Origin of the sequence: Pseudomonas sp. JV414 (genome assembly GCF_032424305.1) — a bacterium.
In the GTDB taxonomy this organism is placed as follows: domain Bacteria; phylum Pseudomonadota; class Gammaproteobacteria; order Pseudomonadales; family Pseudomonadaceae; genus Aquipseudomonas; species Aquipseudomonas lini.
Map to the genome: position 1 here is coordinate 181,113 of NZ_VYKC01000020.1, position 20,952 is coordinate 202,064.

Annotated in this window: 13 protein-coding genes; 7 read left to right on the forward strand and 6 right to left on the reverse strand. The window is 57.6% G+C overall.

What is annotated here, in order from left to right; translation table 11 throughout:
* Positions 1-25: 25 nt before the first annotated feature.
* Together F6R97_RS20570 and F6R97_RS20575 are read right to left on the reverse strand one after the other, a co-directional pair.
* A complete protein-coding gene (locus tag F6R97_RS20570) occupies positions 26-811 on the reverse strand; it encodes a siderophore-interacting protein (protein ID WP_315867001.1) in 786 nt (261 codons plus the stop codon).
* Positions 804-1,382 (reverse strand): PadR family transcriptional regulator, encoded by a 579-nt coding sequence (locus tag F6R97_RS20575; RefSeq protein WP_038981800.1) that lies wholly within the window; start codon positions 1,380-1,382, stop codon positions 804-806. The genes F6R97_RS20570 and F6R97_RS20575 overlap by 8 nt, the downstream gene beginning before the upstream one ends.
* 512 nt (positions 1,383-1,894) lie before the next feature.
* Between F6R97_RS20575 and F6R97_RS20580 the strand changes: the two genes are divergently transcribed.
* The 5 genes from F6R97_RS20580 to F6R97_RS20600 all read left to right on the forward strand — a co-directional run bounded on the left by F6R97_RS20580 (position 1,895) and on the right by F6R97_RS20600 (position 7,690).
* On the forward strand, positions 1,895-2,392 hold the full coding sequence (locus tag F6R97_RS20580; protein ID WP_048395510.1) for a CS1 type fimbrial major subunit: 498 nt from the start codon (positions 1,895-1,897) through the stop codon (positions 2,390-2,392).
* Positions 2,393-2,499: 107 nt separating this feature from the next.
* Complete coding sequence (locus F6R97_RS20585) at positions 2,500-5,022, forward strand: CS1-pili formation C-terminal domain-containing protein (protein ID WP_315867002.1); 2,523 nt, start codon at positions 2,500-2,502, stop codon at positions 5,020-5,022.
* Between the two features lie 35 nt (positions 5,023-5,057).
* Positions 5,058-6,329 (forward strand): hypothetical protein, encoded by a 1,272-nt coding sequence (locus F6R97_RS20590; protein ID WP_052248647.1) that lies wholly within the window; start codon positions 5,058-5,060, stop codon positions 6,327-6,329.
* 59 nt (positions 6,330-6,388) lie between these two features.
* Positions 6,389-7,132, forward strand: coding sequence for a pilus assembly protein (locus tag F6R97_RS20595; protein WP_038983612.1), 744 nt, complete (start codon positions 6,389-6,391; stop codon positions 7,130-7,132).
* A gap of 63 nt (positions 7,133-7,195) precedes the next feature.
* Entirely contained in the window at positions 7,196-7,690 is a 495-nt protein-coding gene (locus F6R97_RS20600) for a CS1 type fimbrial major subunit (RefSeq protein WP_315867003.1), read from the forward strand.
* A 39-nt stretch (positions 7,691-7,729) separates the two neighbouring features.
* Here the strand turns inward: F6R97_RS20600 and F6R97_RS20605 are convergent, their stop codons facing one another.
* The 3 genes from F6R97_RS20605 to F6R97_RS20615 all read right to left on the reverse strand — a co-directional run bounded on the left by F6R97_RS20605 (position 7,730) and on the right by F6R97_RS20615 (position 16,400).
* Positions 7,730-12,391 carry a dermonecrotic toxin domain-containing protein gene (locus tag F6R97_RS20605; RefSeq protein ID WP_315867004.1) on the reverse strand — a complete coding sequence of 1,554 codons (4,662 nt, stop codon included), beginning with the start codon at positions 12,389-12,391 and terminating at the stop codon, positions 7,730-7,732.
* Between the two features lie 171 nt (positions 12,392-12,562).
* Entirely contained in the window at positions 12,563-15,676 is a 3,114-nt protein-coding gene (locus tag F6R97_RS20610) for a transglycosylase domain-containing protein (protein WP_315867005.1), read from the reverse strand.
* Positions 15,677-15,941: 265 nt separating this feature from the next.
* Positions 15,942-16,400 carry an REP-associated tyrosine transposase gene (locus F6R97_RS20615; RefSeq protein ID WP_315867006.1) on the reverse strand — a complete coding sequence of 153 codons (459 nt, stop codon included), beginning with the start codon at positions 16,398-16,400 and terminating at the stop codon, positions 15,942-15,944.
* Positions 16,401-17,050: 650 nt separating this feature from the next.
* On the opposite strand from F6R97_RS20615, the gene F6R97_RS20620 reads away from it, so the two are divergent.
* On the forward strand, positions 17,051-18,472 hold the full coding sequence (locus tag F6R97_RS20620) for an amino acid permease (RefSeq protein ID WP_038981811.1): 1,422 nt from the start codon (positions 17,051-17,053) through the stop codon (positions 18,470-18,472).
* Positions 18,473-18,642: 170 nt separating this feature from the next.
* On the opposite strand, the gene F6R97_RS20625 is transcribed toward F6R97_RS20620, so the two are convergent.
* A complete protein-coding gene (locus tag F6R97_RS20625; RefSeq protein ID WP_315867007.1) occupies positions 18,643-19,767 on the reverse strand; it encodes an OpgC domain-containing protein in 1,125 nt (374 codons plus the stop codon).
* A gap of 243 nt (positions 19,768-20,010) precedes the next feature.
* Between F6R97_RS20625 and F6R97_RS20630 the strand changes: the two genes are divergently transcribed.
* Positions 20,011-20,952: a glycosyltransferase family 2 protein gene (locus F6R97_RS20630; protein WP_038981816.1), complete on the forward strand. Its 942-nt coding sequence runs from the start codon at positions 20,011-20,013 to the stop codon at positions 20,950-20,952.

Genomic DNA, 20,952 nt, shown 5'->3' on the forward strand with positions numbered 1-20,952 from the left:
GCGAAGGGGCCCGAGAGAGAGACGGTTATTCCTCGTCGCTGTCATTCAGCCGCCAATAGCCAACGGCTTTTACAAACTGCTCGTCCAGCCCGTGCTCATCAAGCAATACCCGACGGATCTGCCGCGACACCTTGGACTCCGTCGCCACCCACGCATACAGACTGCCACCGGGCACCTTGATGTGCTGCACGGTGGTCAGCAGGTTATTTTTGCCACCTTCACGCAGCACCCAGATCACATCGATCTGCGCGGCGCTTTCCAGGCGTTGCTGTTCCTTGCCGTTTTCCACTTCCACAATCACCAGCGCACGGCGGTTGGCTGCAAGGCCTTCCAGGCGGCGGGCGATGGCGGGCAGGGCGGTCTCGTCGCCGATCAACAGATAGCTGTCGAAGATGTCCGGCACGATCATCGAACCCCGTGGCCCGCCGATGTGCAGGAACTGCCCGGGTTTGGCCTGCTCGGCCCAGGTCGCGGCAGGGCCATCGCCGTGCAATACGAAATCGATGTCCAGCTCAAGTGAATCCAGATCGTAGCGGCGCGGGGTGTAGTCGCGCATGGCCGGCATTGGTCCGTTGTCCTTGCCAGCACCGAGCACCAGTGTTTCCAGTGCGGCCTGTTCTGCGGCGTTCTGTGGGAACAGCAGTTTGACGTGATCGTCGGTGCCGAGACTGACGAAGCCCGCCAATTCAGCCCCGCCCAAGGTAATTCGGCGCATCCGCGGAGTCAGGTCGACCACCCGCAATACTTCCAGACGACGGCGTTTGATCTCGTGCATGACGCGGTGAATGGTTTGCGCGATCACTTCAGTCATTCGCTTTCTCCTGGGCAGCTTGAACGGCGGGGCCGTCGACAATGGCTTTGGCGGTGTTGTTGAGCAGGGTGGCCACGCGATGGATTTCCTCCGGGCTCCAGCGACCATGGTGCATATGCAAGGCATGGCGCAGGTTGTGTACCGCTTCGTGAATTTCGGCCGGGCGATCATGGCCGCGCAGCGAACGCTTGCTGACTTCGATACGCATGCGTACGCCGTCCAGGGCAATCGCTTGTTCACTTAAAGACAGACGTCCGGCGTCGGTGATGCTGTAGCGTTTTTTTCCCCCCTCGGCGTCGCCCTGGATCATTTCACTCTCTTCCAGAAACGTCAGGGTCGGATAAATCACGCCGGGGCTGGGACTGTAAGCCCCGTCGAACATGCCTTCGATCTGGCGGATCAAGTCGTAACCATGGCAGGGCTGTTCGGCGATCAGCGCCAGCAGCAGTAATTTGAGATCGCCGGGGGCGAATACTCGAGGCCCGCGACCACCGCGTTCGCGGGCGGGGCGTTTTTCAAAACCGTCGCGACCGTCGCCGTGTTCGCGGTGGGGGGAATGATGGTCTCTCATTTTTTCCTTCTCTTGTCGTGTTTAGATACAACTTAAGATATATCTTATCGACAAGGCAAGACCTTCTGACCAACGGCAGATCCGAGGTTCGCGACTGGTCGTCGCGACTAAAGCGCCAAAATCCTAAAAAAAGTGGTCATTAGTGCAGGTGAAAACGCAGAAATTAGTGTTAATTCTCTAATATCATGTTTTCGTCTATTGTTTATGGGGAGTGTGGTATTAGTCTTACAGAAGTTACTTTTTTAGAAACTTAACCTACAGTGCAGGGAAACGCTGCTTGTAGTCTCTCTCTTACATCCATACATCAATTTTATAGTTATTTCCGGTTTTTTCTTTCTGGTGTCGTAGCACTTCAGCTACGCATTTGCAGGAATTTGCCTGCTTACTTTCCAGATAAATTGATCGATCATCTCTCGGCGTTGAAAGTTCAGCTGGGCAAATAGCTGCTCGTGACAGTTTTACTCAGTATGAGCTTTCAGCACTTCATCCTTTTAAAAAACAGGTACTGAAAGATGTTCAAGAAAATCGCGTTCGCTGCTCCTTTGGCTGTTTTGGCTCTGAGTTCTTCCGCCGTATTTGCCGCGGGTGAAGCCCGTCATTCCATCAACCTTGTCGCGCATGTACCGACCAACGGTTTCTACGTGGTTCCGGTCGATCCGGACCTGGTCAATAAGGATCAGAGAATGGACTACGCGCCAAGCAAGGGCACCATGGATGAGGTCAACGGTTTCTTTGATGTACGCAACAACAATGGCTCGGTGCACGCCAGCCTTGAAAGTGTGCCGAAGCTGATCTCAGGTGCCACCCAGATTGGCCTGCAAGTAGCGCTCAACAATGTAGTCCTCACGACGACTCCGCAAATGGTGGTTGGCGAAACCGAATCGAACGCCAACTACCGTGCCCCACTCAACATCAAGGCGCTTGGCACCACCTTTGCGCCAGGTGATTACACCGGTGCCGTCACTATGATGTTCGACGCTGTTCCTCCTGTTACTCCTGTTATTCCTTGAACTGTTCAAGAGTCATAAGCGCTGACTTGCTTAAGTGACGTGACCGGCCGGCAACGCTGAAAGTTGTCGGTCGGGATTTAACTTATTTGTAAATAGAGTATCCGTTCATGTTCCCGATGACGCCCATCGCGGCGGCGCTTGCGCTGCTGTTATGTAGCAGTGCATTTGCGGCGCCCACGTCTGTTGATAATACGCCGCGAAGTTTGCTGGCTCAGGCCAAGGGCCTGCCGGCAGAGTTCGAGGAGCATTTCTTCGATGTTCCCCTGGCGGTCCGGATTGAACTCGATCAACAACCGCTCGGTGAGGCGATGATTGTGTTGTCCCGTGATGATCGGGTGACGTTGCTCGATTTCACCGATACCAGCGAAAGCCGCTATGGCGCGAGTGAACGCGATACCTGGGCCGATATTCTCAAGCCCGGCGTGACGCTGGGCACCTGCACCAGTCAATGCCCGGAGCAGATGCTGGCGGTTCACTACAACCTTGAAAATTCACTGCTGTCGGTCATCACCGAAAATGCCGAGCGCGACAGCGAAGCCAAGCGCTTCTACGATCAACCCGAGGGCGGCAGCAGCGGCCTGATGGTGCGTAACCAGCTCAATCTCAACGGCGGCCAGGACCAGGATCTGGGCGGTCGTTTTGGCCTGGAGGCCAGCGGCAGCCTGGGCAACTGGAGCCAGACGTTCAACATGCAACTGGCGCGTCTGGGCGGACCGGATGACAAGACCTATCACGCGGTGCATGAGCTCTATACCCAGCGTGAGCTGGAGGGCAGCTTTTTCCGGTTGGGTTATTTCACTCCCAACTCCGAAGGCCTGACCCGACAACCCCGTTCATTCGGCACCAGTCCCGATACCGCGGTCGGAGTGATGTACGGCAGTTCCGACAGCCTGGCGATCGACAGCCCGAAACCCAGCGTTTATCCGATTTATGTCACGGCGAACCGTCAGGGTTCCGTGGAAATTTTCCGCGACGGTCTGCTGATCAATACCCAGTCGGTTCCGGCGGGTTTGCAAACCCTCGACACCCGCCCGTTGCCCGGTGGCATTTACGAAGTGGAAGTGCGGTTGATCGAAGATGGCCAGGCCACATCGACCACCCAGGAGTTGATTTACAAGCCGAACAATTGGCGCAACCACGATGAACGCTGGCGCTACAACCTGTTTGCCGGACAAGAAAGCAAATTGCTGAGTAATTGGGATGAGCAGAACAGCGGCGATGCGACGGTGGGGGCGTCATTCAATTACTTGCTGCACCCGCGAGTGATTCTCGGGCTGTCGACGCGCCAGGTGAGCGACAAGCTGCAGTACGGCAGCTCCATCGACTGGAGCCTGGCCAACAGCGTCAGCCTCTACGCCAACCTGTACCAGACTGAAGACCACGGCACCGGTGCCGATTTTCAAGGCTTGTACAACTATGGCGCCGGCAGCCTGGTGATCAGCCACAATCGCAGCTGGCTCGACACCACCAACACCTACGACACATTGCCCGACGGCACCCGCGTCCGTCAGCGCAATGTGTTCACCGGCCAGACCAGCAATTCTTCACTGGCGCTTAACCACCGGGTCAGTCGCAAAAGCTCGCTCAATGCCCGGGTGTCCCACAGCGACGGCAACGTAGAGGGCGTCGGCGTGGATCTGGGGTGGACCCAACGCACCGTTCTGTTCGGCAGCGATGCCAACTGGCGGCTCTCGCTGTTCGATCGTCCCGGCAGCTACAGCAGTGGTGACGCGCGCAATCGCGGGGTCGACCTGAGCATCAACATGGCGCTGGGCAGTCCGGGGCAGCAGATTTCCGGCAGCATCGGCAGCCGCACCGCCCGTGATGGCAGCCGTGACAATAACGCCTCCCTGGGTTTCCGAAAGGACCTGCAAGACCATGTGCTACAGAGCGTATCGGTGACTGCGCTCACCGATACCTACGGTGTCGGTTTGTCGAGTCTGGCGAACTTTCGCACCGATGCCATCAATGGTGACGGGTTCATTCAGCGTTCATCCTTCAACAACAATTTCACCGGCGGCGTGAACCTCGACAGCACGCTTGTCGTTGGAGCGCAGCGCATGGCGTTGACCAGTCAACATCAAGGACGCGGCGCCGGGATGATTGTCGATGTCGAGTCCGACATCGACGGCATCGCGCTGCGTGCCGACGACCTCAGCGGCGGCAGCGCGGCCTTGAGGCCCGGACGCAATTTCATCCCGCTCACCGCTTACAAGAACAGCTCGGTGAGCTTCGACTTCGAAGGCAATGACGTCCCGGCAGCGAGCATCGAACCGGCGCGCACGCGCTATCACCTGAACAAGGGCGGCGTGGAGTACCGCAAGGTCCGGGTGATGAAAACCCTGACCGTGCTCGGACGCTTGCTCGACCCGCAAGGACAGCCGCTCAAAGGCCATCACGTCATCAACCACGCCAGCCGTGGAGTCAGCGAAGTCGATGGCTTTTTCTCAATGGAAATGAATGCCGGCTCGCCCACCCTGCAAGTGCGTCACGCCGACCAGTTGCTGTGCCAGTTCCGCCTCGATGTCGACAAGCACCGCAGCGAAAACAACGTGCTGATGATCGGTGATCTGCGGTGTTCGCCAGACACGTTGGCGGATGCCACTTCCAACCGGCGCACCGCAGGTTGAACGGTGCGGATTCCGATGTTCAAGAGAGTGTGATCATGAATCTAACGACTATATGTTTGCGGCCGATGCTACGGCATGGTCGCTGGCTGGGGATGCTGGCCGTCGTAGCGGCGTCTTCCGCACAGGCGGTGAATCAGGAGATACGGGCGCTGTTCACTCCGGATTCTGCCAACCCGCAACGCAATCTGTTCGTTAATAAAACACCGGTCAGTGGCTATTGTGCCGACTATCCCAGTGAATGCCGGGACAACGAGACCTTCAGCATTCGCCTGCCCATGAGTTTCGAGTCGGCGAGCCCCATGCAACCCAATGCGTCGCCGCGCAATAGTGCGATGTTCAGCATTCCGACCCTGTGGCGTCCGTTAACGGTGACGAACAGGGAAACGGGTGAAACGGAAACTGTCGAGGTGCGTATTGCCGGCTTCGGTTCCCGGTACATCCTCAGTGATACCGCGGTCAATCTGACAGGTGCCGCGACGGCCATTGAAGGGCACCGCGCCTTGTGGGGCGGTCCGGGGGGAGGCTGGGTAAACGCGGCTCCTCCGTGTGCCTACAGTGGTGTCGGAATGTATTCGGACAATTACTACCGATTCTTCTGGAAGACCCCTGTCCAAGGGACTTGCGTCAAGACTGCCAGTTTTCCGATACCGGCCATGACTTATGACTACCTGGACTTCTCCTATGAACTTAAAACCCCCAATCCGCTGACGATGTCATCCGGGCTCTATACGGGAGACGTGAGTTATCGCATTGGTCCCGGTGGTGATTTCGATATGGGCGATGTGATGCTGCCGAGCGACCCCGACCTGACCCTGAATTTTGTGTTGGATGTTCAGCACACCCTTAAAGTCGACATCCCTCCCGGAGGCGAGAAAGTCCAACTGGTCCCGGCGGGCGGCTGGCAAAGCTGGTTGCACGCGGGGCGCAAACCCGTGCGTTTGTTTCGGGACCAGACATTCAATATCTCCGCATCGTCGCGCTTCAAGATGCTGCTGGAGTGTGAAATCAATGCTTTCCCCTATGACTGCGTGATTCTTGATCCGGTGTCGAGACGCTCGGTCGAATTGCAAGTCAGCGTCAGTCTGCCAAACGGTTTGTCCGATCTTTCGGGGCAACCGGTCAAGCGCCGGCGACTCAGGGCTGGACCGGCCAATGCGCAGCAATTTCAACCTGGTTTTTATGTAGATCGAGCGCCGGGAATTCTGCACTTCGAGATCCCGCAACATCAGATGGAATTCATGCTGCAACCCGGTGTGGCGTCGACCTATCGCGGCAATGTCACCGTGATCTGGGATTCGGAAGTCTGATGGCCCACGTATCGATGGCGCGTGTCCGATTTGTGTTCTATGTGATGAGGTTCAAGAGTATGAAACGTTTGTGGGTACTGCTGGGTTTGAGCGGTTTTTCCCTGGCGGTTTGCGCCGGACCGCAAATCAACGTCGGAACGGTGTACGACTATCTGGACAGCGACAAGAGCACTTACCTCAAGCGCGTGTTCAACAGCGGCGACAGCACGGCGTTCGTCAAGGTCAACATTCTGGAAATCGTCTACGACGCCGATGGCAGTCATCGTGAAATACCGCTCAAGACGCAAGCGGACGGCAGCGGTCGGGATGGCTTGATGGCCAGCCCTGCACGACTGATCGTCCCGGCCAAGGGCATGCAGGGCACGCGCCTGTTGCACATGGGCGAGCGTGATACCGAGCGTTACTTCCGTGTGCGCTTCGTGCCGGTGGTGCCGGAGAAGGAAGACGAATTCGCCGTGTCGAGTGAAGAGCGCGATGCCTACAAAGAGAACCTGTCGGCGGGGGTCAACGTGATGACAGGTTTCGGTACGGTATTTTTTGTCCGGCCGAAAAACAGTCGCTTCGACAGTGTGATCGATGACAGTGCCGGTGTTTATCGACTGCGCAATAACGGCAATACCGTGGTGCTGATCGATGAGTTTCGCAACTGCTCACTGAAAATCGAAACCGAGTGTGAGCCGACCACCAAGCACCACATTCTGGCGGGCAAAACCTTTGAATTCGAGAAAAAGCCCGGCCGCGAGTATCGCTTCAACCTGGTGGAAGGCTCATCGAAAAAGGCGCTGCGCATCGCCAGCCAGTAATACCGGCAGGGGCGAGTCGCCTTGGCGGGCTCGCGGTATTTTTTGACGCAACAGGTAACTGACATGATCAAGCAATCGACCATCGCCGTGTGGATGAGCGTGTTGGCGCTGATGAGTGCCCAGGCTTTTGCGGCCCGGGAAGAGCACACGTTCGAGGTGTCGGTGGATATTCCGACGCTGGGGTTTTACGTCATTCCGGCCGAGTCGAACTGGATACACCTCGAACAGACGTTACCGTGGAACATCCACACCAAGACGCTGGAGGGGCTGCGCAAGAATTTCGACGTCAAGCACGACACCAGTGCGATCGAAGCACGGTTGGAAGCAGAACCCTATCTGTCCAACGGGCGTGACGACCAGAATATTTATTTGCGCGTCAGCTTCAATGGCAAGGAGCTGAGCCATGACCCACGACCGCGGGAAGTGCTGACCACCGCGCAAGCTGTCGCCGGTGGCCGCTTTCCCTTGGATATCGTGCCGAAAGTGCCTGTCGGCGGATACAAGCCGGGCGATTACTACGGCAATGTGCAGCTGATATTCATCGCCGCAGCGCCTTGATGTGCGGCAGCCTGACGCGCCAGGCTGCCTTGGGTTGCCTTATGGCTTCAATTGGCCTGCTTTGCGCAGTGCGTCGCGGGTCAAGCGTCTCAACAGTTGTTTTTCCGCATCGCCCAGGTCGACGAGCAGGCGGTCGAAGGTGCTGTCGGTGATGGGGTCAACGTCAAAAACCACTGACTCGGCAACGGGCAGATCGTTGATCAGCTCCAGGAGTTTGTTTCGCAGCCCGGCTTTCTCAAGGCCAGTCGACTTGAGCCACTTAAGCTGGGTGGCTGGCAGTGTCTCCAGCTTCTCGTATTTGCTTTGGAAGAGTTGTTTGTTCGTCTCTATCTGGATTGGCCAGGTTTCACGCAAGTAACGCTCCCAGAAGTCCTGTTCAAGCATCGTGTTGATCAGACCATCGCCTTCGCCCAGGGCTAGCACCGTGTCGTACGCCTCATCAATCATGGTGTCGGTTACGCCTGCAACCGTTCGGTACAACATGCGTTCCGATTGCCACGGCAGGTTCAACCGCGAAGCGAGCCCCGTCTGGTACGCCAGGTAGATTTCGACCTCATCAGGGTTGCCTCCACGACTGGCGACGTCGGCCCGGGCAATTTCGTTGACGTGATCCAATCGTGCGGCGCCTTTGGCCAGGGTCACCAGTTTGCGCTGAAGTTCTGTACGGTCGATGGTGTACGAATAGGCCTCGGAGGCGAGCACGCGAATGCCCATGCTGTTGAACAACTGCGCACCGGCATCGGCACAATCGACGGGAGCGATAGCCATGGTGTAGAGCTGCTCGCGCAGCTGAGTGTCGATGTACACGGCATCAACCATGCGCGCGATACGCTGTAACAATTGGTGGCGAATCGGACCCGCAGTGGCAAAGTCCGCCGAGCTTTCCTGTTTGAGCACGATTTCGACAAACGCATGGGACCGGGGGTCGTCGGTCAGTTCCCTGAAAGTGCCGATCCTTTCTATCCCAAGCCCGGGCACGTCGATCCAATCATCCGCAGTGCCCTCAAATACCGTCGGGTTAGAAATCACCAGAGGCTCGGGAGGCAACTCCACTGAGCGACGAATCTCCTGGTATTGCAGTTGGTTGATCTCCGACAAATCACCAACGTTGAGTCGAGTGCGGGCGATCACCCAGGCTTCTGGCCTGCCGGGCACCACCTCGGGAATAACGCTGAGGGGATTGTCCCGCATGTCCAGGAGAAAACCCCTTGGGCGGGTTTTGGCCAGGGTACCGTCGGGCCAGGTGGTCAGGCCGGTGTTTTTCAAGGCTACGACCTTGAGTCTCGGCATGCGGCCAATGTCCGGCAACAGCGTCAGTGGGTTGTCATCGAGCCTGAGTATTTCCAGGTAGGTCAGTTGCTTGAGTCGCAGGACTGCGTTGGCATCGAACACAATCTGGTTATCACTCAACTGCAAGCGTTCCATCCTGTGCATGTCCCCGATGTTCTCGGGTAGCCGCTTGAGTTCGCACCCTCGCGCACTGAGTTCGCGAAGGTTCGGGAAGGCTTTCAACAAGCCATTGCGTTCGCTGGAAAAGAAAGTGTTGTCGAGTTTCAGTACATTGACTTTGTCGAGGAACTTTCTCAGCTCGGGAGGACGCTTTGACCACCAAGTCTCCAGATCCAGTGGCAGCATTTCTCTGGACAGGTCCAGGGCATAGTTGTCCGGGTCGATACGACTGCCGAGTCCGGTTTTTTTGCGCTCGAAACAATCGATAAGGCGCTCGACGATATGCCGTCCGCCGCCGTCACGAAACGCGTTACTGCCAGGCCCCCACGTTTCCGGTTGCTGGTATTCCCAGCGGTTGAGGATGACGCGCAGTTCATCGAGTTCATCTTCCCGCTGCTCAATGGCTCTTAGTGCGTCGCCTCTTGCGATCAGGGCGTCGGCAAACGTGTCGACCTCGTCGTCGCTGAAGTCCGAGTGCAGGTCCTGAATGCGCTCTTGCAGAGTTTCGCCGGCTCTGCTGGCGAAGGCGCCTCGCACCAGCAACAGTGTCTCGTGCTCGGCCACGGCCCGAATCGGTGGCGTGGCCAGAACCGCCCGGCGCTCGCTCGCTGGCTCGGTTTTGGCGATGATCCACTGCTTGAAGAATCCGGCATCGCCCGGTCGATATCCCAACGCTCTCTGCCCGTTCCTGCCCATGGCCTGGAGCAGGGCTGGAAGAAAATCATCGGCCGCATGGATCTGCTTACTCTCGGCGTCACGCACTTCATATTTTCCGGATTCGTCGCGAACCATGACCCGCACTTGTGCTGCATCTTCCGGCCCGGCGCTGCATCGCAGCTCGCCATCGAGTGCGCCTTGGCGGATTTCGATGCGCAGGTTGCCGAAGGTATCGGTTTGCATCCGCAAGGTGCCCAGAACCAGGTGTTCGGTATGACGACTGACCAACGCGTCGTCATACAGGCCGTGGGCGGCGCGGACCGCCTGGGTCTCGAACTGAAGTTCCCGAGCCTGGCTTTTCAGGCGCAATGACAGGCGCTTGTGCCGGGCAATCTGCTGGCGCTCTGACTGGGTGGCGCCGTTGAAGATTTTTTCCGCGACGGTTTCTGGCAGCTCGGGAAATTCGCTGAAAAGTGCGGCCATTTCGGGGGACAACGCGGCAGGTGGACTCACCGGTGCCCCCAGGCGTTGCAGGGTGTCGGTCAGCAAGGGCGGCGGCGGGGCGTGCTCGATGTGCATCCTGCGCAGGGCGGCTTCTTCGGTGCTGCTGATCTGACGGATCTGTTCCAGTTGTGTGTCGCTGAAGTTGTCGGTGGTATGTCCGATACGACGCATCAGCGTCGAGCCTTCCCACTCGCGCGGGTTTTCCGTTTCACTGACCCAGGCGCCTTGGTCGTTGTGCCGCAAGGTCGGTGCATACGCGTCGGGGCGTTGTGGATGCATGATTCGGTGTTGCCCGGTGGCCGGGTCTTTTTGCACTTCGAAGAGTTTATTGTCGAGTCGCAGAAGTTGCTGGCCTTGGTGCTGGTAAACACCTGTTCCATCGGGCTTGGCGTCTATTGGCAATGACCAGCCGGATTTTTCATAAGGGGTAAGGTCAGGATTCCATAACCGTGTCTGACCCTCGGCCGTTTGCACCGGTTTGAGTCCTTCGAAGAATGGCGAGAGTTTCGCCCGCGCGACATTACCGATTGCGCCTCCCGCCGCGAATGCGCCCAACTGGACGATGCTTTCCAGCACGCTGATGGTCTGTTCTGCAGCCTCGGCAAAATGACCTTCGGCCAGATCGACGATACCCTCGACCACTTCATCGGTCAGTTGATAGGCGGTGTAGGCCAGCATCAGCGTGCCCAGGCCAGGGACAAGCGGCGTCGCCACCAGCAGCGCGACGTTGAGAATGTCTGAAAGCATTTTTTCCAGATTATCCCACCAGGCCCAGCGGGCCATACGATCGGCGTACTCGGTGGAAATCGCGATTTCCCGCGCATCGTTGAGAATCTTGTTGAGCTTCTGTCGGTAGTAGTAGCCCCAAAGATCATTCTTGAAAACAGTCTCTCTGTCGGTCTTGACGCTCGATAGGCTGAACTTCAAGTCGGGGTTGGTCACGGGGGTTTCACGCCAACTGGGCAAGTTGGAGCCTGGTGGGGCCGGATGCCATTTGATTTTGCTCAGGCGGTCATTCAGCCCGGCAAAAAAATGTCCGCGTTGCTGATGAGGCACGAACTGGCTGAAGTACTCTTGATAACTTTTGGTGGCGGCGCCATCGCGTAACTGGCGTGTCAGTTCCTCCATGAATTCGAGCGACGACGGGTATCGCTTGAGCGGATGCTCCGGGTCATGGGGAACATACGCCATGACCGGGACGGGGCCCGTGGCGGCGGATACATCGGGGGCGATCAGCACAATGCCAACCAGGCGCGTGTCCATCATTGTCAGGTTGTAATAGCCGACGGGCTGACCGTTCCATTTCAACTGTGAACGATCGTCGAGCATGCCTTGCACTACGTCATAGGCCTCCTGGTCGATGTCCTTTTTCATCAGAGCGATTTGGGCCGCAACATTCAGCGCACTTTTCTGACTGCGAATGACGATGTAACGCAGGTAATTGCTCGCCACTCTGTTGGTCGACAGCAAAAACTCCTTCAGATGCTGTTGGTATTTGGCACCGATGTTCAGTTCGCGGCACAGTGATTTGAACTGATCGATGCTCAGTTTGTGTTTGAGGCGTTTGACCCCGAAGTGCCCACGCGCGTCGGGGCGGGTGATGAACTCGGAGTCTTGGTGAAACGACTCGTTGTGCGAAAAGTTATGCAGGGCGGCGTCCAGCAGCGAGATGGTTCGGCTGGTGGTACCGCCTGAAAAGTCATGAACCCACCAGGATGTTTTCACCGGTGCATACAATCGTAGCCAGGTCTCCTCGACATCGTCATCGACGCCGAAGCGGTCCTTCAGCGCCTGTTGCAGGATGGGCCGGGCAAAAGCGTAAACATCCTGTAGCTCGCTGAGTGCGCGATCTACATCGTTTTGCGCAGTCCAGCTGAGCTTGATGCCATTTTTCAGACGTTGCTGCAGCGCCTGTGTGGCGTCCCGCAGCGGGTCTGGGATGAACACTCTGTCGGCCTTCAGCTCATTGACACGATCGATGGAAGTACCTGCCAGCCAGGAAGGAATGGCCTTTTTGATCAAATCAAAATGAACACTTTTATCGGCCAGGTCATTGGCGAGCTGGTCTGGAATTTTATACGGGTTGAGCATTGCCTGATCGTCCGTTGATCAATAGTGGAGCGATCAGACTAGGTACGTGTGCTGCCCAAAAAAAGCTCAAAGATTAGTTTGAAACAACGCCGTTTTTGAACCGAACCTCCCGAAATCAAAGAATGAAAAATACAGGGTTACCGCCAACCCGCCCCCGCTTGTTGATAGTGACTAGCGGATTGCCGTTGTCACTGTTGGCTGACACATCGTATGGGTGCCGGGTTGCAGATAAGGTGAAAGAATCGGCGCCATGCCCTTGAGCACTTGCGTAGGTAACGCCGAAGTGAATTTGAAATTCTCGGCCGTGCGCCCGGGGACATAGGCGGTGAGGGTACCGAAATGCCGGTCGCCAATGTAGAACACGAAAGTCGCTGTGCGGTTGATCGATTTCGAGCTGAGAATCCGCCCGCCGGAACCGATGGCCTCAATGCGGTTGTCGCCGGTACCGGTTTTGCCGCCCATGGCCAAGGGGCTACCGTCAGCCAGTTTGAAACTGCCCGCCACGCGTTTGGCCGTGCCGGCATCCACCACTTGCGACAAAGCCTCGCGCATGGCCGTTGCCACTTCGGAAGGCATCACTCGTTTGCCGACGACCGGGTCATTGATCAGGCGGGTTTCATAGGGCGTATCGGCCGCAAAGTGCAGGCTGTCGATACGCAGCGTCGGCATGCGCACACCGTCATTGAGGATAGTGCCGATCAGCTCTGCCAATGCCGCCGGGCGGTCTCCGGAGCTACCGATGGCGGTGGCCAGCGAGGGCACCAGATGATCGAACGGATAGCCGACTTTCTGCCAGCGCTGGTGAATGTCGAGAAACGCCTCGATCTCCAGCATGGTACGGATTCGGCTGTCGCGGGCGCCCTTGTGCCGGCTCTTGAACAGCCAGCTATAGACTTCCTGACGCTCGAACTGGCTGGCTTTGACGATCTGGCTGAACTTGGCGTCGGGGTTGTTCAGCAAGTAGCCGATCAACCACAGATCCAGCGGGTGGACCTTGGCGATGAAGCCCTGGTCCGGCAGGTCATAGCTGCCAGGGCCGTAACTCAGGTAGAGGCGTTCAAGGCGTTCATCAGTCAGTTTTTCATTGAGCTTGGCGCCTTTGAGGTGCGAGCGTACGAAGGTGTTGAAGCTTTCCTGGTCGGCCTGGGGGAATAGATAACGATGCACGGCGGACATGCGAATCGGCGTCGGGCGCATGCTGTCGAGAAAGGTCTCGAGCCGCGCCTTGGTGTCCTTGTTGCGGTATTTCTTCCAGAACTTCAGCAGGAACGAGGTGCCTTCTTTGTCGGCGAATGAGGCCAGGTATTCCTGACGCCGAGGGTCGCGATCGTCCTTGAGCAATTCGGCGCTGTTGTTGGGACCGGAATAGGTGGTGTAGCGCACAAGGTCACGCATCAGCCGAATGAACGGCAGGTTGATCGACTCACGAATGGCATCACGCAGGGTCGGCAGGCGGCCGTTGTCTTCCTTGCGAAAGTTATTGAAGGTATGCAGCCCGCCACCCGTGAAAAAGGCCTCGCCAGGGCTGGCGGAGTATTTGCGATCCAGCGCGGTATTCAGCATGTTCGGCAGGTTGCGGTCTTTGTTCTGAATCAGGTAATCGACGGCCCAGCGGCTCAGACGGTCCTGGTCCGGGACCTCGACTTTTTTCAATTCAGGGACGGTCATCGCTGCGTACTTATCGTGCAGCTCGGCGATGATTTGCAGGTAGGTGGTGAGCACGCGCATTTTTGCCGTGGAGCCCAGTTCCAGCTTGCTGCCTTCATTGATGTCGAACGGCTGATCGGTGCTGTCGGTCTGCACCCGTACCCGCGAGCCGTCCGGTGTCAGTTCGAACAGGGTGAAGCTGTAGCGCACCTGCGCGGTGCTGGTGGGTGTGAGCAGACGTTCGCCAATCAGGCCGATTTCCGCTGCATAAGTGGGGTCTGCCAAATGCTTGAGGTACGCAGTGGCCTGGGTTTGCAACTCGCCCTGCAGCGTACTGGTGGCTGACAGGTCGAGGCGGTCGAGGTCATACAGCGGACGGTTGAGCAACCCGCCCAGACGGCTGCGCGCCACACTGATGCCCTTGTTGGTTTCGATTGGCTGAATGGTGGGCTGGGTGGCCCAGTCGCGGTAAGTCACTTTACTGGCCAATGCTGCTGTCGCGAGTGGCGCATCAATCACGCCATTCTGAGCCAGCAGGCGAATATGGCTGTCGGTGAGGCTGGCCAATTCGTCACGGCCCTTGGTCAAGTAATGGGAAGGGCGACGCTGAGCGATCATCAGTGACAGCATTTCACGCAGGGCCAAGCCTTTTTCTGACAGGCTTTTCGGATCGGTGTTGGTGCTGGCCAGCCGTTCGTTGGCCTGGTTGAAATCGGCGCCGTACCAGACGCGTAAACCTTCGGCCATGCCATGCACTTCACCGTGGCCCGGTACGGCCGACAGCGGAACACTGTTGAGATAGTCGCGAATCACATTTTGCCGGGCCTGGAGGGTTTCCGGGCCCGCCTGATAAGCCCGCACACTGGCGGAAATCATTTGCCGGATCTTTTCCGCGCCCGACATCGTCAAGCCATCGGGCGAGTGTCGATATTTCTCCAGCTGCGTCGCCAGCGTACTGCCGCCCGCCGACTGGCCGGGCAGGCGCAACAACTTGGCCACCTGGGACCACGCCGCCATGCCGAACCGAGGCCAGTCCACGGCAGGGTTGGCCAAAGGTTGACGGGGATCGAGCAAAAAGCGGTTTTCGATGAACAGCAAGCTGCTGACCACTACCGGAGGGATCGCCGCAAAGCTTGAATAGAGTTGTTGTGGATATTTGTACTGGTACAGCGGGGCCGCGCGGCAATCGGTGATCGACAGCCCGGCCTGGATTTTCTCTGCATAGGGCACGAAAAAGCCCTTGTCGCTGTACTTCATCAGCGCCGGGGAAAAGCGGGTTTGTGCCGACACCACGTAGTTGCGCTTGAGCAGGCGCGGCAGCAATTCATCCAGGGCGCTGTAACCCAACCGCTGATCGAACGGGCCTGCGCCGGGGTAGCGAATTGCATCGCTGGGGCCAGGTTGCAGCTCGTACTTCAGTGAGGCTGCATATTTGCTGATTTCCCGGGCCTGAAACTTGGAGGTGCGCATTTCCTTGGCCGCGGCGAGGCCCAGGACAATCAGGATAATCAGCAGCAACAACCAGAACGCCCCCCAGCCGTGCCGGGAACGACGGGGTTTCTCAGGTAAAGGCGCTTCATCCACTCGTTCAGTCGGAACCACAGTTTCACTCGAATCGGTTTGCCACAAAGCGCCCATAGTCGACTGATCCATTCACGCAGATTGATCGGACTTCTTTGAAGCTTAGACGGTGGTTGGCGTTGGTGAAAAAATTGTGAAGTAGTAAGTGATGCATGGATGTGGCGAGGGGGCTTGCCCCCGTTGGACTGCGCAGCAGTCCCAAAAACCTAGGCATACCGCGTGCAATGGATTTGCGACTGCTGCGCAGCCGAACGGGGGCAAGCCCCCTCGCCACAACAGCCTCCTTGCCACAGGAATGCCATAACAGATGTGCTGTTCAGCGTTATAGCCAGCAGGCATCCCACAGTGGGTAATCGCCAATTTTTTGCACCAACCCTGCGCGTAACGGATTGGCAACAATGTAACGAGCGAACGGCAGGAGCTCTTCGCCATCACGGATTGCTCTGTCGTGGTAGCCGGTTTGCCATAGTGGACCACGCCGACCGGTCATTTTGTTCACTGCCTGGGTGCAGCGTGACTTGGTAGAGCCGACAACACTGCCCAGATTGTTGTCCCGCAGCTGCATTAGCCAATGGAAATGATCGGGCATCACAACCCAGGCGATTGAATCCACTAAACCCGCGTCGTGAACTCGGCGCAGTTCTGCGACCAGCAGACGTCCTAATTGCCAGTCAGAAAATATGGGTTGGCGTTCGTGAGTAACTGCGGTGATGAGGTAAGCGCGGCCGTTTTCGGAGGCTCTGCCAAAGCGCAGACGATGAGAGTTTGGTTGGGTAGGCAATCCATTGCTTCCTTGCGTAAGTAGTCAACTTGACGCTTCTCAGGCTAGTTCCCGACTTCCTGGATCGGGTCCGTAATTATTGAGTGAATATTCTGATTCTTGCGAAGGATTCACTGCGCTGAGGAGGCAGTTATGCCCAGTTGTGGCGAGGGGGCTTGCCCCCGTTGGACTGCGCAGCAGTCCCAAAAAACCTAGGTACACCGCGTGTAACGGATTTGCGACTGCTGCGCAGCCGAACGGGGGCAAGCCCCCTCGCCACAACAGCTCCCCCTCACCACAGGGCGGATGTTGTCTGTAATAGCTGAACTAGACGCATCAAAGAGGTAAATGCTGCCAAGGTAGGGGCATGGCGATGCACCATTGCTGTGCAATACTAGGCGCCGTTTCAGCGGCGAATAATCCTACATAAGTCAGGTAATGCCCCTCCGAAAACCGCGCTTTTGCCGAGAGTTCTGGCTGAATGTTGTGGTTTATAGAGTGAAAAACCCTGCTGGAAGCTTTTTATACTGCATGCCCGCTGATCTTGCAGGTTTTGGTCCTGCAAGACGTGTCTGCCCATGAAGCAGGCCCGGTTTCGCAGAAGCGCTGGCTTATCGGTCGGTGCTTCGACACTCGGTGGTCACATCCAATAACAAGACGAGGTTGTACCTATGCCAGTCGGCAATCACCTGCCTCACGGCGAGACCGCTCAGGGCGGCCCGCTTAAACGCGAACTCGGCGAACGGCATATTCGCTTGATGGCGCTCGGTGCCTGTATCGGCGTCGGCCTGTTCCTGGGTTCGGCCAAGGCCATTGAAATGGCCGGCCCGGCCATCATGCTCTCCTACATCATTGGCGGCTTGGCGATCCTGGTGATCATGCGCGCCCTCGGCGAGATGGCCGTGCATAACCCGGTCGCCGGTTCGTTCAGCCGTTATGCACAAGACTATCTCGGTCCATTGGCAGGCTTTCTGACCGGCTGGAACTACTGGTTCTTGTGGCTGGTGACTTGCGTCGCGGAAATCACCGCGGTGGCGGTGTACATGGGCGTCTGGTTCCCCGACGTGCCGCGCTGGATCTGGGCACTGGCGGCGTTGATCAGCATGGGCTCGATCAACTTGATCGCGGTGAAAGCCTTCGGTGAGTTCGAATTCTGGTTCGCCTTGATCAAGATCGTCACCATCATTGCGATGGTGGTCGGTGGCATCGGCATCATCGCTTTCGGTTTCGGCAATGACGGCGTGGCGTTGGGGATTTCCAATCTCTGGGCCCACGGCGGTTTCATGCCCAACGGCGTGCAAGGCGTGTTGATGTCCCTGCAAATGGTGATGTTCGCCTACCTCGGCGTCGAGATGATCGGCCTGACCGCCGGTGAAGCCAAGAACCCGCAGAAGACCATCCCCAATGCGATCGGCTCGGTGTTCTGGCGGATTCTGCTGTTCTACGTCGGCGCCTTGTTCGTGATCCTGTCGATCTACCCGTGGAACGAAATCGGCACTCAGGGCAGCCCGTTCGTGATGACCTTCGAGCGTCTGGGCATCAAGACCGCTGCCGGCATCATCAACTTCGTGGTGATCACCGCTGCGCTGTCGTCTTGCAACGGGGGGATCTTCAGCACCGGGCGCATGCTCTACAGCCTGGCGCAGAACGGCCAGGCCCCGGCCGGTTTCGCCAAGACCTCGAACAACGGCGTGCCGCGTCGTGCGCTGCTGCTGTCGATCGGTGCCTTGCTGCTGGGCGTGTTGCTTAACTATCTGGTGCCGGAGAAAGTCTTCGTCTGGGTCACCGCGATTGCCACCTTCGGCGCGATCTGGACCTGGGTGATGATCCTGCTGGCCCAGCTCAAGTTCCGCAAAGGCCTGAGCGCCAGCGAACGTGCCGGCCTGAAATACCGCATGTGGCTGTACCCGGTCAGTTCTTACCTGGCACTGGCCTTTTTGGTGCTGGTGGTCGGCCTGATGGCGTACTTCCCGGACACTCGCGTGGCGCTGTATGTCGGGCCTGCTTTCCTGGTGCTGCTGACGGTGTTGTTCTACGTGTTCAAGCTGCAACCGACTAATGTGTCGCAAGGTGTGGTGCGTTCGGCGTCGTAAGTCGTCACGCCAGAAATGCACAAGCCCCGGTCTGAACGATCGGGATTTGTGCATTTGGAAGATCAAAAGATCGCAGCCTGCGGCAGCTCCTACGGGATTTGTGTACATCCGCGATATTGCGGGTGTACTCGGTCGGCGTAGGAGCTGCCGCAGGCTGCGATCTTTTGACGTTAAATGGCTGTGACGGATATCGGCCGATTCAACCGCTTGTTGAAATCCAGCCAGGCCCCCAGCAATGCCATCAACCCGACCCCCAACAGTGCGCTGAATATCTGCATCGCCAGTACGTTCCCGCCCAAGGCATTGAGCATGTCTGCCAATGGCGCCAGCAACACGCCAAAGCAGAACACCTCCAACGAATAACGACCCATGCGACAGCTTTGTTGCACCAGCCAGTGCTGCGTCCAGCCCGTGTCCGGCAACAACCTGGCGGTGACGTAGGCGAGGGCGAGGAAGTGCAGCAGGCGCGCCGGCGAGAGGTTGGTCTTGCTGATTGGATAGAGCCATTCGCCGAGCCGTTGGGGCATGAAGGTGTCATGCACGGTTGGCCATTTCCATGACACTGCGATCAACCCGGTCAGCAGCAAATAGGTCAGCGCTGCGATAAAAACCGGCTGCCGAGTCAGTGGTCGAGGTTGCTGCACCCGAGGCCGTTGCCCGTGAATCGCCGCCGCGCCACCGAGAATAAACAACAGCTGCCAGGCCAGCGGATTGAAAAACCACACGCCACCGTCGGTGCCCGCCAGGTTCCACTGGAGCCATGGCGCCAGCAGGTACAAGACCACCGACAACCCCACCACGTATTCAGCCTTGCGCAGCAGCATCGGTAGCACCAGCGGCAGGCCGAGCAGCAACAAAATATACAGCGGCAACGGGTCCATCAGGTTTGGCTTGAAGCGCAGCAACAACTCATCCATCAACGCCTGCTGCGGATTGCTGAGGAAATACTGCAAGCCCATTTCCTGCACCAGGTCTCGGGTTTCCACGTGGCTGTTGGCGAAAAACACGATGCCCATCAACAGCGCCAGCAAAAAGATATGCACCACATAAAGCACCCAGGCGCGTCGCAGGATTTTCACCGCGGCGACCATGAAGCCGTCGCGCCGGGCTATTTTGCCGTAGGCCAGCACGGCCGCGTACCCGGCCAGGAACACGAAAATCTCCGCCGCGTCGCTGAAACCGAAATTGCGCACCGTGAACTGCGCCAGCGGGTTTTGCGGCACGTGATCCCAGAAGATGAAGATCAGGGCTAGACCGCGAAAAAAGTCGATTCGGTGATCGCGTTCAAACGTCATGACGGCGGGCTCTTGAACGGGGTTGTTGGGTAGGAGCGGGCAAGCCTCGCTCCTACAGCGGCGCGCAGGGTGGCGTGATTCGCAGGTAATTGCAAAAGGCTGGATATTACCGAATGTCTCAGCTGCCTATAGCGAACGAATTGAGCCCATGTCCGTCGGTCTGCCGGGCAGTTCGCGCACCAGAACGACCCCTGATGGGCGTCTGTCGAGCATCTACACTTCGTTTTCTCAGGAGTGTGAAATGTGAAAGTTTCGCTGATTGTCCCGGTATTCAATGAAGAGCAGGCGATCACTCTGTTCTATCAGGCAGTGCGCCGCGAATTGAAACTTGACTCGTGTGAAGTCGAGATCGTGTTCATCAACGATGGCAGCACCGATCGGACAGCTGAGCAAGCCAAGGCGCTGGCACAGGTCGATGAACAGGTATTGCTGATCAACTTCTCGCGTAACTTCGGCAAGGAGCCGGCGTTGTTTGCCGGGCTGGAATACGCCACCGGCGATGCGGTGATCCCCATGGACGTGGACCTGCAAGATCCGATCAGCGTCATCCCGCGGTTGATTGCCGAGTGGCAAAAGGGCGCTGACGTGGTGCTCGCCAAACGCCGAAATCGCGACAGTGACAGCTATCTGAAACGCCACAGCGCATCGCTCTTCTATCATTTGCTGAACAGGATTTCTTACACTCGGATCGAAGAAAACGTCGGGGATTTCCGCCTTATGGACCGCAAGGTGGTCAATGTGATTCGTGCGCTTCCCGAGCATCAGTTGTTCATGAAGGGCGTTCTGTCCTGGGCCGGGTTCACCACGGCGGTGGTGGAATACGAGCGGGCCGGGCGAGTGGCGGGAAGCAGCAAGTTCAATGGCTGGAAGCTATGGAACCTGGCGCTGGAAGGCATTACTTCGTTCAGCACGGTGCCGTTGCGGTTGTGGACTTACATCGGTGGCGGCATTTCGATTTTCGCGGTGCTGTACGCGGTGTACATGGTGCTGGACAAGATTTTCTTCGGTAACAGTGTCCCCGGTTACCCCTCGCTGATGACGGCCATTCTGTTTCTCGGCGGCGTCCAATTGATTGGCATCGGCATCCTCGGTGAGTACGTTGGCCGCATCTACATCGAAGCCAAGCACCGGCCCCGTTATGTGGTCAAAGACGTCATTGGCGGCAAAGACCGGATCGGGCTTTAG

Excerpts from the sequence above, each read along its gene's own strand:
- F6R97_RS20595 (WP_038983612.1), top strand. The coding sequence starts at position 6,389 with ATGAAACGTTTGTGGGTACTGCTGGGTTTGAGCGGTTTTTCCCTGGCG.
- F6R97_RS20620 (WP_038981811.1), top strand. The coding sequence starts at position 17,051 with ATGCCAGTCGGCAATCACCTGCCTCACGGCGAGACCGCTCAGGGCGGC.
- F6R97_RS20570 (WP_315867001.1), bottom strand. The coding sequence starts at position 811 with ATGACTGAAGTGATCGCGCAAACCATTCACCGCGTCATGCACGAGATC.
- F6R97_RS20580 (WP_048395510.1), top strand. The coding sequence starts at position 1,895 with ATGTTCAAGAAAATCGCGTTCGCTGCTCCTTTGGCTGTTTTGGCTCTG.
- F6R97_RS20590 (WP_052248647.1), top strand. The coding sequence starts at position 5,058 with ATGAATCTAACGACTATATGTTTGCGGCCGATGCTACGGCATGGTCGC.
- F6R97_RS20600 (WP_315867003.1), top strand. The coding sequence starts at position 7,196 with ATGATCAAGCAATCGACCATCGCCGTGTGGATGAGCGTGTTGGCGCTG.
- F6R97_RS20610 (WP_315867005.1), bottom strand. The coding sequence starts at position 15,676 with ATGGGCGCTTTGTGGCAAACCGATTCGAGTGAAACTGTGGTTCCGACT.
- F6R97_RS20605 (WP_315867004.1), bottom strand. The coding sequence starts at position 12,391 with ATGCTCAACCCGTATAAAATTCCAGACCAGCTCGCCAATGACCTGGCC.
- F6R97_RS20585 (WP_315867002.1), top strand. The coding sequence starts at position 2,500 with ATGTTCCCGATGACGCCCATCGCGGCGGCGCTTGCGCTGCTGTTATGT.
- F6R97_RS20625 (WP_315867007.1), bottom strand. The coding sequence starts at position 19,767 with ATGACGTTTGAACGCGATCACCGAATCGACTTTTTTCGCGGTCTAGCC.
- F6R97_RS20575 (WP_038981800.1), bottom strand. The coding sequence starts at position 1,382 with ATGAGAGACCATCATTCCCCCCACCGCGAACACGGCGACGGTCGCGAC.